Annotated in this window: 11 protein-coding genes; all 11 read left to right on the forward strand. The window is 69.9% G+C overall.

Annotation, left to right across the window (positions count from 1 at the left end; all coding sequences use genetic code 11):
- Positions 1 to 120: 120 nt before the first annotated feature.
- The 11 genes from iolC (at position 121) to OE229_RS06980 (ending at position 12,467) form a co-directional block, all read left to right on the forward strand.
- The gene (gene iolC, locus OE229_RS06930; protein ID WP_262137138.1) at positions 121 to 1,176 is read left to right on the forward strand and encodes a 5-dehydro-2-deoxygluconokinase; all 1,056 of its coding nucleotides are present in this window, start codon (positions 121 to 123) and stop codon (positions 1,174 to 1,176) included.
- A complete protein-coding gene (locus OE229_RS06935; protein WP_182065188.1) occupies positions 1,169 to 2,158 on the forward strand; it encodes a class I fructose-bisphosphate aldolase in 990 nt (329 codons plus the stop codon). Before iolC ends, OE229_RS06935 begins: the two co-directional genes overlap by 8 nt.
- Entirely contained in the window at positions 2,155 to 3,666 is a 1,512-nt protein-coding gene (locus OE229_RS06940; protein ID WP_262137140.1) for a CoA-acylating methylmalonate-semialdehyde dehydrogenase, read from the forward strand. The genes OE229_RS06935 and OE229_RS06940 overlap by 4 nt, the downstream gene beginning before the upstream one ends.
- An 8-nt stretch (positions 3,667 to 3,674) precedes the next feature.
- On the forward strand, positions 3,675 to 4,604 hold the full coding sequence (gene iolB, locus OE229_RS06945) for a 5-deoxy-glucuronate isomerase (protein WP_262137142.1): 930 nt from the start codon (positions 3,675 to 3,677) through the stop codon (positions 4,602 to 4,604).
- A 17-nt stretch (positions 4,605 to 4,621) separates the two neighbouring features.
- On the forward strand, positions 4,622 to 6,511 hold the full coding sequence (iolD, locus tag OE229_RS06950) for a 3D-(3,5/4)-trihydroxycyclohexane-1,2-dione acylhydrolase (decyclizing) (protein ID WP_262140102.1): 1,890 nt from the start codon (positions 4,622 to 4,624) through the stop codon (positions 6,509 to 6,511).
- A 33-nt stretch (positions 6,512 to 6,544) separates the two neighbouring features.
- On the forward strand, positions 6,545 to 7,498 hold the full coding sequence (locus OE229_RS06955) for a sugar phosphate isomerase/epimerase family protein (RefSeq protein ID WP_017887103.1): 954 nt from the start codon (positions 6,545 to 6,547) through the stop codon (positions 7,496 to 7,498).
- A 44-nt stretch (positions 7,499 to 7,542) separates the two neighbouring features.
- A complete protein-coding gene (locus OE229_RS06960) occupies positions 7,543 to 8,616 on the forward strand; it encodes a Gfo/Idh/MocA family protein (protein WP_182065191.1) in 1,074 nt (357 codons plus the stop codon).
- A 3-nt stretch (positions 8,617 to 8,619) separates the two neighbouring features.
- Positions 8,620 to 9,489 (forward strand): sugar phosphate isomerase/epimerase family protein, encoded by an 870-nt coding sequence (locus OE229_RS06965; RefSeq protein ID WP_209133628.1) that lies wholly within the window; start codon positions 8,620 to 8,622, stop codon positions 9,487 to 9,489.
- Positions 9,486 to 10,598: a transaldolase family protein gene (locus OE229_RS06970; RefSeq protein WP_262137145.1), complete on the forward strand. Its 1,113-nt coding sequence runs from the start codon at positions 9,486 to 9,488 to the stop codon at positions 10,596 to 10,598. The genes OE229_RS06965 and OE229_RS06970 overlap by 4 nt, the downstream gene beginning before the upstream one ends.
- A gap of 206 nt (positions 10,599 to 10,804) precedes the next feature.
- A complete protein-coding gene (locus tag OE229_RS06975) occupies positions 10,805 to 11,998 on the forward strand; it encodes a Gfo/Idh/MocA family protein (RefSeq protein WP_262137147.1) in 1,194 nt (397 codons plus the stop codon).
- 61 nt (positions 11,999 to 12,059) lie between these two features.
- Positions 12,060 to 12,467, forward strand: coding sequence for a tautomerase family protein (locus OE229_RS06980; RefSeq protein WP_262137148.1), 408 nt, complete (start codon positions 12,060 to 12,062; stop codon positions 12,465 to 12,467).
- Positions 12,468 to 12,566: the final 99 nt, after the last annotated feature.

The following is a 12,566-nucleotide window of genomic DNA, read 5'->3' on the forward strand; positions in this document are numbered from 1 at the left end:
GACCGGCGCCACGCGACGCGCGTGACGGACCTCGGAATCCATGTCATGACATTAGGGCAAACAGGGTGTACAGTCGTGATCGTCCGCCGATGAAGCCGCACGGAAGGTCCACCGCGTCGCATGACGAACCAAGCCCCCCACGCCTACGACGTGATCACGATGGGACGCGTCAGCGTCGACATCTACCCGCAGCAGACCGGCCCGCTCGAGGACGTCTCGACCTTCTCGAAGTCCGTCGGCGGCAGCGCCACGAACGTCGCCATCGCCGCTGCTCGCCACGGAGCGGACGCCGCGGTCATCACCCGGACGGGCAACGACCCCTTCGGCCGGTACATCGCCCGCACGCTGCCCGAGTACGGCGTCGCGAACGCCTTCGTCGAGACGGTCGAGGGGCTGAACACCCCCGTCGCCTTCTGCGAGATCTTCCCGCCGGACGACTTCCCGCTCTACTTCTACCGGGCCCCGAAGGCGCCGGACCTGATGATCACGGCGAAGTCCCTGCCGCTGCACGAGATCGAGCGCGCGAAGATCTTCTGGACCACGGTGACCGGCCTCAGCGAGGAGCCGAGCCGACAGGCGCACCACGTGGCGTACGAAGCCCGGTCCGCCGTGCAGAACAGCACGAAGACCCACACCGTGCTGGACCTGGACTACCGGTCGATGTTCTGGTCGAGCCCCGAGGCCGCGACGCGCGAGGTCGCGATCGCCCTCGAGCACGCCACCGTCGCCGTCGGCAACCGCGAGGAGTGCGAGGTGGCGGTGGGGGAGACCGACCCGGTCCGCGCCGCTGACGCCCTGCTCGACCGCGGGGTCGAGATCGCGATCGTCAAGCAGGGGCCGAAGGGCGTGCTGGCGAAGACCCGGGACGAGTTCGTCGAGTTCCGTCCGCACCACATCGACGTCGTGAACGGGCTCGGCTCGGGCGACGGTTTCGGCGGTGCACTGACCCACGGACTGCTGCAGGGCTGGAGCCTCGCGCGGATCCTGGCGTTCTGCAACGCCGCCGGCGCGATCGTCGCGACGCGGTTCGAGTGCTCGACGGCGATGCCGACGAGCGACGAGATCGAACAGTTCCTGACCGACAACCCGGCCGAGGGCACGACGCACACGGGTGAGGCGCACACGGGTGAAACGAACACGGGTGAGACGAACACCGAGGAGAAGACCCATGCCTGAGCTCAGCCCCGCTGACTTCCAGCGCCTCCGCGACATCCGTGCCGGCCAGCCCGACCTGGTGCGTGCCACGCTCGACGCCCGCCACAAACGCTCCCTGCTCGCCGACGACGGCAAGCTCTTCATCGTCGCCGCCGACCACCCCGCACGCGGTGCACTTGCGGTGCGCGACGACGAGTCCGCGATGGCGGACCGCTACGACCTGCTCGAGCGGCTCGTCACGGCCCTCGGCCGGCCGGGGGTCGACGGCGTGCTCGGCACCCCCGACATCCTCGAGGACCTCGCACTGCTCGGCGCCCTCGACGGCAAGGTCGTCGTCGGGTCGATGAACCGCGGCGGACTGCGCGGCGCGACCTTCGAGATGGACGACCGGTACACGGCGTACTCGGCGCAGGCCATCAAGGACTCCGGGCTCGACTTCGCCAAGCTGCTGGTGCGCATCGCCCTGGAGGACTCGGGCACCGCGCCGACGCTCGAGGCCACGGCCCGCGCCGTCAGCGAGGCCGCGGCACTCCAGCTGCCGATCATGCTCGAGCCGTTCATGTCGGAGTGGCGGGACGGCCGGGTCGTCAACGACCTGTCGGCAGATGCCGTGATCACCTCGATGGCGATCGCTGCGGGCCTCGGCGAGTCCAGCGCCTACAGCTGGCTCAAGATCCCCGTCGTCGACGACATGGAGCGCGTGATGGCGGCGACGACGCTGCCGACGCTGCTGCTCGGCGGCGACCCGGCTTCGCGCCCGCTGGAGACGTACGCCAAGTGGGCTGACGCCCTGGCACTGCCCGGCGTCCGCGGCCTGGTCGTCGGACGCACCCTGCTCTACCCCTCGGACGGCGACGTTGCCGCCGCCGTGGACGTGGCCGCCGGTCTCGTCCACAGCCAGGAGGCCCGGGGCGGGTTCTCCACAGATGCCCACGACCCAGCCGCTCGGCTCGCGGGCGCCACCACCATGGACTCGTCCATCTCGGAAGGAAGCAACGCATGACGCTCACCGACACGACCACCACCACGGTCGGGCACTGGATCGACGGCAGGCGCGTCGAATCCGCGTCGGGCAACACCGCCCCCGTGTACGACCCGGCGCTCGGCGTCGCGACGAAGCAGGTCGCCCTGGCCGACGAGTCCGAGATCCAGGCGGCCATCGGCAGCGCCAAGGCGGCGTTCCCCGGTTGGAGCAACCTGTCACTGGCCAAGCGTCAGGCGATCCTGTTCTCGTTCCGCGAGATCCTGAACCGCGACAAGGCCGAGCTGGCCGAGATCATCACGAGCGAGCACGGCAAGGTCATCGACGACGCCCTGGGTGAGATCGCCCGTGGGCAAGAGGTCGTGGAGCTCGCCACCAACATCCCGAGCCTGATGAAGGGCGAGTTCTCCGACCAGGTCTCGACCGGCATCGACGTCTACTCGATCCGCCAGCCGCTCGGCGTCGTGGGCATCATCAGCCCGTTCAACTTCCCGGCGATGGTGCCGCTCTGGTTCCTGCCGATCGCGATCGCCGCGGGCAACACCGTCGTGCTGAAGCCGAGCGAGAAGGACCCGTCGGCCGCCATCTGGCTCGCCGAGAAGTTCAAGGAGGCCGGGCTGCCCGACGGCGTCTTCAACGTGCTCAACGGCGACAAGCTGTCCGTCGACGGCCTGCTCACCAACGACGACGTCGAGTCGATCTCGTTCGTCGGCTCCACGCCCATCGCGCAGTACGTCTACGAGACCGGCACGAAGCACGGCAAGCGCGTGCAGGCCCTCGGCGGCGCGAAGAACCACATGCTCGTCCTGCCGGACGCCGACCTCGACCTGGTCGCCGACAACGCGATCAACGCCGGCTTCGGTTCGGCCGGCGAACGCTGCATGGCGATCTCGGTCGTCGTTGCCGTCGAGCCGGTGGCGGACGAGCTCATCCAGAAGATCAAGGACCGCGCGGCGACCCTGCGCATCGGCGACGGTCGTCGCGGGTGCGACATGGGGCCGCTCGTCACGAAGCAGCACCGTGACAAGGTCGCCTCGTACATCGAGGTCGCAGAGCAGGACGGTGCGGTGGTTGTGGTGGACGGCCGCACCGTCCGACCCGACGGCGACGAGAACGGCTTCTGGTTGGGCCCGACGCTGATCGACCAGGTGCCCACCACGAGCCGCGTCTACACCGAGGAGATCTTCGGTCCGGTGCTGAGCGTCGTGCGGGTCGCCACCTACCAAGAGGGCCTCGAGCTCATCAACTCCGGCGCGTACGGCAACGGCACGGCCATCTTCACGAACGACGGTGGCGCCGCCCGGCGGTTCCAGCGCGACGTGCAGGTCGGCATGATCGGCATCAACGTCCCGATCCCGGTGCCGGTCGCCTACTACTCGTTCGGCGGCTGGAAGAACTCGCTGTTCGGTGACCACAAGGCCTACGGTGCCGACGGCGTGAGCTTCTTCACCCGTCAGAAGGCGATCACGAGCCGGTGGCTCGACCCGTCGCACGGCGGCATCAACCTCGGCTTCCCGTCGAACAACTGACCCGCAGCATGGCGAACGAACAGCACCAGCACGACCACGACCAGTGGTTCATCCCGGCGGGCTCCCGGCCCGAGGCAGGCTGGACCGACGTGGTCGACGGTCGCATCGAGGGGTGGGCGCACACCGGGCTCCGGACCGGCGCGCTGACCGACGGAGGCGAGTTGCGCCTCCCGGCCGACGCCGTGGAGCGCATCGTCGTGCCGCTCGCCGGGTCGTTCCACGTGGCCCACTCGGGCGATGCCGGCGACGGCGAGCAGGCCCTGCAGGGGCGGGGGAGCGTCTTCGACGGCCCGACCGACGTCCTGTACCTGGGCTCGGGGTCCGCGGCCACCATCACCGGCAGCGGGCGGTTCGCCGTCGCGGAAGCCCCCACCGACACCGTCAAGCCGACCACCTACGTGGCCCGGCCGGACGTGCCGGTGGAGCTCCGCGGCGCTGGGCAGTCGAGTCGTCAGGTGCACAACTTCGGCACGCCGGCCGCGCTCGACGCCGTCAAGTTCATCGTGTGCGAGGTCATCACGCCGGCTGGCAACTGGTCGTCGTACCCGCCGCACAAGCACGACACGAACGTGCCCGGGTCGGAGTCCAACCTCGAGGAGATCTACTACTACGAGGCAGCGGTGTCCCGCGGGCTCGAGTCGATCGCTCCCGAGGCCTCCGACCCGTTCGCCCTGCACCGCACGTACGCCTCGGACGACCGTGTCATCGACGAGTTCCGGCAGGTCCGGACCGGTGACATCGCCCTGGTGCCGTACGGCTGGCACGGCCCGGCGGTCGCCGCTCCGGGCTACGACATGTACTACCTCAACGTGATGGCCGGGCCGGACCCGGAGCGCGTCTGGAACATCACCGACGACCCGGCCCACGGGTGGGTCCGGCAGGCGTGGGCATCGGAATCGATCGACCCACGACTGCCCTACGAAAGGAAGCAGGCGTGACCACCACCACGCGGAAGATGACCGTCGGCCAGGCACTCGTCGAGTTCCTGGCCAACCAGTGGACCGTCGACGGCGACGTCCGCGAACGCACCATCCCGGGGATCTTCGGCATCTTCGGGCACGGCAACGTCGCCGGGGTCGGTCAGGCCATCAAGCAGCTCCACGTCGAGCAGCCCGGGCTGCTGCCGTACCACCAGGCCCGCAACGAGCAGGCCATGGTGCACGAGGCCGTCGGCTTCGCCCGCATGCACCGCCGCCGTGCGACCTACGCGTCGACGGCATCGGTGGGCCCGGGTGCCGCCAACATGCTGACCGCCGCGGCGCTGGCCACGACGAACCGGCTGCCGGCACTGCTGCTGCCGTCGGACACCTTCGCCACGCGCACCACGGACCCGGTGCTCCAGCAGATCGAGCTGCCGCACGACACGTTGCTGCAGGTCACCGATGCCTTCCGGCCGCTGTCGCGCTACTTCGACCGCGTGGAGCGTCCGGAGCAGCTCTTCTCGATCGCCCTCGCCGCGATGCGGGTCCTGACCGACCCGGCCGAGACCGGTGCGGTGACGATCGCCCTACCCGAGGACGTCCAGGCCGAGGAGTTCGACGTGCCCGTCGCGTTCCTGCAGCCGCGCGAGTGGCACATCCGCCGTCCGCTGCCCGAGCGCGGTCCGCTCGAGCGTGCGGTGGCCGCGGTCCGTGCCGGCAAGCGTCCGGTCATCGTGGCCGGCGGCGGGGTGCTGTACTCCGACGCCGCCGACGAACTCCGCGCCTTCGTCGAGGCCACCGGGATCCCGGTCGGCACGTCGCAGGCCGGTGGCGGGTCCCTGGTCTGGGACCACCCGCAGTACCTCGGTGGGATCGGTGCGACCGGCACCGCGGCCGCCAACGCGATCGCCGCCCAGGCCGACGTCGTCATCGGGATCGGCACCCGCTACAGCGACTTCACCACGGCGTCGCGCACCGCGTTCCAGAACCCGGACGTCACGTTCGTCAACGTCAACGTGGCCGCGTTCGACGCCTACAAGCACGGTTCGCAGCTGCCGCTGATCGCGGACGCCCGGGAGGCGCTGGTCGCCCTGACGGAGTCGCTCACGTCGGACACGGCGTACGTCGTCGAGCCCGCCTACGCGTCCGAGATCGCCTCGCTGAAGGCGGCGTGGGACGCCGCCGTCGACGGCGCGTTCGCGGCGTCCGGCGCGGACCTGCCCGGCCAGCCCGAGATCATCGGCGCCGTGCAGTCGGTGTCCGACCCGCGCGACGTCGTGATCCAGGCGGCGGGCTCGCTGCCCGGCGACCTGCACAAGCTCTGGCGGGTCCGCGACGAGCTCGGGTACCACGTCGAGTACGCGTTCTCGTGCATGGGCTACGAGATCGCCGGCGGCATCGGTGTCCGACGCGGAGCTCCGGACCGCGACGCGATCGTGATGGTCGGTGACGGCAGCTACCTCATGCTGCACACCGAGCTTGTCACCGCCGTGGCCGAGGGCATCAAGATCATCGTCGTGCTCATCCAGAACCACGGGTACGCGTCGATCGGGCACCTGTCCGAGACCGTCGGCTCCGAGCGCTTCGGCACGAAGTACCGCTACCTCGACGAGACCGAGTCGTTCGAGAACGGCGAGCCCCTGCCCGTCGACCTCGCCGCCAACGCCCGCTCGTACGGCGTCGACGTCATCGAGGTGCACCCCGGTCCGGACAGCATCGAGGACCTGAAGGCCGCGCTGCGTCAGGCGAAGGCGAACGACCACACCACCCTGGTGCACATCAACTCCGATCCGCTGGTCTACGCCCCCGAGGGCGACGGCTGGTGGGACGTGCCGGTCGCGCAGACCTCCACCCTCCCCAGCACCCAGGCCGCCCGCGCCGAGTACGAGCAGCAGGTCGCCACGCAGCGTCCGCTGCTCGGCTGAACCGTTCACGAGACAGAAAGCGACAGCGACGTCATGACCGACACCGCCACCCCCATCGGCAGCCCCGCCACCGACGCGGCGCCCGCCTCGATCCGTATCGGCACCGCCCCGGACTCGTGGGGCGTCTGGTTCCCGGACGACCCGAAGCAGGTGCCGTGGCAGCGCTTCCTCGACGAGGCGTCCGCCGCCGGGTACGAGTGGATCGAGCTCGGCCCGTACGGGTACCTGCCGACCGACCCGTCGCAGCTGTCCGACGAGCTCGAGTCCCGCGGGCTCAAGCTGTCTGCGGGCACGGTCTTCACCGGTTTCCACAAGGGCGAGGACCAGTTCCAGCGTGCGTGGGACCAGGCCGTCGCGGTCGCCGGTCTGGCAGCGAAGCTCGGCGCCGAGCACCTGGTGACGATCCCCGACCTGTGGCGCTCGGACGCCACCGAAGAGGTGCTCGAGGCGCGCACGCTCACCGACGAGCAGTGGGAGCGACTCGGCAAGGGCCACGACCAGCTCGGCAAGGCGCTGCTCGAGGAGTACGGCGTCCACCAGCAGTTCCACACCCACGCGGACAGCCATGTCGGCACCTACAAGGAGACCGTGCGGTTCCTCGAGGTCACGAACCCCGAGTACACGAACCTCTGTCTCGACACCGGCCACTTCGCCTACTACGGCGGCGACAACCTCAAGCTCATCGCCGCCCACCCGGAGCGCATCGGCTACCTGCACCTCAAGCAGGTCGACACCGACCTGCTGTTCGACGTGCTCAAGAACGACGTGCCGTTCGCGACCGCCGTGTCGCAGGGCATCATGACCGAGCCGCCGCACGGCACCCCGGAGCTCGCCCCGATCATCGAGGCCGTTGCCGCGATCAACCCGGACGTCTTCGGCATCGTCGAGCAGGACATGTACGGCTGCTCCGTCGACGCCCCCGGCCCGATCGCCGAGCGCACCTTCCAGCACATCTTCGGCTCGACCTCGGCCGCCCGCGCCTCCTGACGCGCCGTCCACGCAGCGTCAACGAACCCCAGGAGAACACCACCATGACCACCACGCAGAACCTCCGCGTCGCCGTCGTCGGCGCCGGCATGATGGGCGCCGACCACGTCCGCCGCATCACCGCCAAGATCTCGAACGCCGACGTCGTCGCCGTCGTCGAGCCCGATCAGACTCGTGCCGCCGCGGCAGCCGCCCTGGCCCCCGGCGCGATCACCGCCGCGTCCTTCGATGAGGCACTCGAGCAGACCGAGATCGACGCCGTCATCATCGCGACGCCGGGCTTCCTGCACGAGCCGATCCTGGTGACCGCGCTCGAGCGCGGGCTCACCGTCCTGTGCGAGAAGCCGCTGACGACCAGCGCTGAGGACTCCCTGCGCATCGTGGAGCTGGAGCAGCAGCACGCCGCCCGACCCGTGATCCAGGTCGGCTTCATGCGCCGGTTCGACTCCGGGTACCAGGAGCTCAAGGCGCTGCGCGAGTCGGGGGCGAACGGCGCCCTGCTCGCCCTGCACCACGCGCACCGCAACCCGACGACACCGCCCAACTTCAGCGAGTCGATGCTCATCCACGACTCGGTGATCCACGAGATCGACATCATCCCGTTCCTGACCGGCGAAGCGATCACGAGCGTCGAGGTGAAGAAGCCGCGGAAGAACTCCCTCGCGCCGGCCGACCTGCCCGAGCCGCAGTTCGTCCTGTTCACCACCGAGTCGGGCACCATGGCGATCGTCGAGATCAACGTCAACGCCCAGTTCGGCTACCAGGTCACCACCGACGCCGTGTTCGAGTCCGCTGTCGCCTCCATCGGCCGCGACACCTCGCTCTCGCTCGTCGCAGCCGGAGCGACCTCGCAGGGCGTCACGCCGTCCTTCAAGGAGCGTTTCGCCGCCGCTTACGACGAAGAGGTCCAGCGCTGGGTCGACGCTGCCCGGACCGGCGGCATCGACGGGCCGAGTGCCTGGGACGGCTACACGGCCTCCGTCGTCGCCGAGGTCGCGGTCCGCGCCCAGCAGTCCGGCGCGCACGAAGTGGTCGAGTACGCGGTCACGAAGCCGTCGTTCTACGACGAGACGAGCGACGCGACGAGCGACGAGACCGCCGCGCTCGCCGGGGCCTGATCGATGCCGAAGATCGCGCTCGACCCGACCCCGTTCCACCACGACCTGTCGCTGCTCGAGTTCCCGCGCAAGGTGGCGGAGCTCGGCTACGAGTACCTGCAGCTCACCCCGCACCAGGACTTCATCCCTTTCTACCGGCACCCCAAGGCCGACGACGACCTGGTCGACGCGTTCGCCGCGGCCTGCCGTGACGCCGGGGTCCAGGTGGCGAGCGTGCTGCCGGTGCTGCGCTGGTCGGGCCCGGACGAGGACGCCCGACAGGCTGCGGTGCGCAAGTGGAAGCGGGTCATCGAGATCACGAAGCGCCTCGGTGTGGACACCATCAACACGGAGTTCTCCGGCCGCCCCGAGCGTGCTGAGGAGTCCGAGGACCAGTTCTACCGGTCGATGGAGGAACTGCTGCCGATCATCGAGGACGCCGGCATCCGTGTGCTCATCGACCCCCACCCCGACGACTTCGTCGAGGACGGGCTCGAGGCGCTCCGGGTGATCCGCGGCCTGAACTCGAAGCACGTCGGCTTCGTCTACGTCGCCTGCCACACGTTCCACTACGGCGGCAACATGGACGAGATCATCGACGCCGCCGGTGACTCGCTGCAGCTGGTCCACGTCGCCGACGCGTACGACCACCGTCGCTCGCACGGCCTGCGGTACATCACGAATCCGCCCGGCAACCCGGTCCGCGTGCACCAGCACCTGCCGGTCGGCCAGGCGGACGTCGACTTCGACGCCTTCTGGGCGGCACTCGACCGGGTCGGTTTCTCGGCGCGCGAGGACACCGTCGCGGTCTCGAGCGTCTTCGCCGAGGACGAGAACGCCGACGCGGTGTCGCGGTTCCAGCTCGACACGATCACGAAGGGACTCCAACGATGACCACCACCCTCGAGACGCAGGCGTCCACCGCCGCCGACTCCCGTCCCGTCACCCTGCAGGCCGCGGAGCAGACCCCGACCGCCCTGTGGAACGACTCCGCCGACCCGCGCGAACTGTCGACCGCCATCCACGAGTACGGCGCCGTCGGTGCGACCTGCAACCCGGTGATCGCGTACACCTGCATCCAGCAGGACCCGGACACCTGGGTCCCGCGCATCCGCGAGATCGCCGAGGAGTACCCGACGGCGGGGGAATCCTGGATCGGCTGGAAGGCCGTCGAGGAGCTCTCCATCGCCGCCGCGGCGCAGCTGCTGCCCGCGTTCCAGGCGTCCGGCGGCCGGAACGGTCGACTGTCCATGCAGACCGACCCCCGGTTCCACCGCGACGCCGACGCGCTCGTCGAGCAGGCCGTCCGGTTCTCGCAGCTCGCGCCGAACATCATCGTGAAGATCCCCGCCACCAAGGTCGGCATCGCCGCGATCGAGGAAGCCGCCTACCGCGGGGTCTCGATCAACGCCACGGTGTCGTTCACCGTGCCGCAGGTCGTCGCCGTGGGCGAGGCCATCGAGCGGGCACTCGACCGCCGTGCTGCCGAGGGCCTGCCGGAGCAGGAGTTCGGCCACGTCGTCACCCTGATGGCCGGCCGCTTCGACGACTGGCTGAAGGCCGTCGTCAAGCGCGACCACGTGATGGTGGACCCGGGCATCCTCGAGTGGGCCGGCGTCGCCGCGGTGAAGAACGCCTACCGCGTCTTCCAGGAGCGTGGGTTCCGCTCGCGCGTCCTGGTCGCCGCGTTCCGCAACGCACTGCAGTGGTCCGAGTTCCAGGGCGGTGACCTGGTGGTGTCGCCGCCGTTCCAGTGGACGAAGGACATCAACGACAACGCGTTCCCGTTCCGTCCGCACGCCATCGACGACGAGGTCCCCGCGCACGTCATCGAGGCGCTCCGGGCCGCGACGCCGGAGTTCGCCCGCGGCTACGACGTGGACGGCATGACGATCGACGAGTTCGATCGCTTCGGTGCGACCGTGACGACGCTCCGGCAGTTCCTGGACGCCGACGCCAAGCTCGACGCCCTGGTCCGCGACATCCTCGTCCCCGCGGTCTGAGACGCGATCTGCTGCGCGGTGCGATCCGCGGTCGCAACGACGGGTCGCGCCCCGCGCGCTACCGCATCAGCCTGGAGGCCCGGTGCCGGTCCCCGAGACCGGCACCGGGCCTCCAGACGGTTGCGTCATGTGCTGACAAAGTCCGCCGCGTGGGCTAGGCTCATTGTCGCGCTCCAACGCGCGTCACCTGAACGAAGGAGTTCTCCATGGACAGCATCGGCGTCGGGCTGATCTCGGTCGGCTGGATGGGGCGGTTGCACTCGCGTGCCTACCGAGCGTTGCCTGATCACTTCCCGGAGCTCGGCGTCCACCCGCGGCTCGTCGTCGCGGCGGACCCGATCGAGGCGGCACGTGACCAGGCGGTGACCCGGCTCGGGTACGCGCGGGCCGTCGCCGACTACCACGAGGTCCTCGCCGACCCGGCGGTCGACGTCGTGTCGATCTGTTCGCCCAACTTCCTGCACCGCGAGATGGCCGTCGCCGCGGCCGAGGCGGGCAAGCCGTTCTGGATCGAGAAGCCGATGGGCCGGTACGCCAGCGACTCGCGCTCCATCCACCGGGCGGTGCAGCGGGCCGGCGTCATCACGAGCGTCGGCTTCAACTACCGGCACGCCCCGGCGATCGAGCGCGCCCGTGAACTCGTCCGCAGCGGGCGACTCGGACGCATCACGAACGTCCGTGGGTCCTTGCTCGCCGACTACTCGTCCGACCCGGCGGCCCCGCTGACCTGGCGCTTCGAGCGCGAGCGTGCCGGATCGGGTGTGCTCGGCGACCTGCTGTCGCACGGACTCGACCTGGCGCAGTACGTGGTCGGCCGGATCGCCTCGGTCAGTGCGCTCGCCGAGACGTTCATCGAGTCGCGTCCCCGCCCGGGTGCCGGCATCGTCGACCGCAGTGCGGCGGCGATGGGCGAGCTCGGTGCCGTCGAGAACGAGGACTACGCCGCGCTGCTGTTCCGGTTCGAGGACGGTGCGGTCGGCACGATGGACTCGAGCCGGGTGATGCGCGGGCCGCACGCCGAGTACACGCTCGAGATCTACGGCACCCGCGGTTCGGTCCGGTGGGACTTCCAGCGTCTCAACGAGCTCGAGGTGTACCTGGACGGCCAGGAGGTCGACGGGTACGCCACCCACTACGTCGCCCCCGGGGACGGCGAATTCGGTCGCTTCCAGCCGGGCGCCGGCACCGCGATGGGCTACGACGACCTGAAGACGATCGAGGCGGCGCAGTTCATCGCGAGCGTCCGGAGCGGGCAGCAGCTCGCGCCCTCGGTCGCCGACGGCCTCGCCGCGGCGTCGATCGTGGAGGCGGCGGAGGCCTCGCTGGTCGACGGCGCCTGGCACGACGTCGCCCTGGTCGACGGACCCTTGACCTACGGGGCGCCCACGCCGAGGTTCTAGACACCTGGCCCTGCTTGCTTGTTAGTATGTAAGGACAAAGTCTGAGCAACCAGGAGGCACCATGCCGCTCGTCCGTATCGACCTCGCCACCGGCCGCACGCCGGAGGCCGTCCGTGGCATCGCCGACGCCATCCACCAGGCCATCGTCGACGTGTACGGCATCCCGGTGCGCGACCGGTTCCAGGTGATCACCGAGCACCCGGCGCAGCAGATCATCGCCGAGGACGCCGGCCTGGGCTTCGAGCGCACCGAGGGCGTCATCGTCATCCAGGTGTTCACGCAGCGCGGGCGGACCGACGAGGCGAAGGCCGCGCTGTACCGGGCGGTCCACGATGCCCTCGCGGCGGTCGATGTCGCGTCCGAGGACGTCTTCATCGGCTACGTCGAGAACGGGCCGCAGGACTGGTCGTTCGGCTTCGGGCGTGCCCAGTACGTCACGGGTGAGCTCGGGGTACCCGCGCTCGGTTGAGGTCGGCGCAACCGCGGGTGCGGGCTCGGATGCGGTGTGGTCACGACACCCCGCTCAGGTCCGCCGAGTGGTCACGAACTGTCGGTTGCCGGACGCCCG

It is taken from the genome of Curtobacterium poinsettiae (assembly GCF_025677645.1).
Taxonomy (GTDB): domain Bacteria; phylum Actinomycetota; class Actinomycetes; order Actinomycetales; family Microbacteriaceae; genus Curtobacterium; species Curtobacterium poinsettiae_A.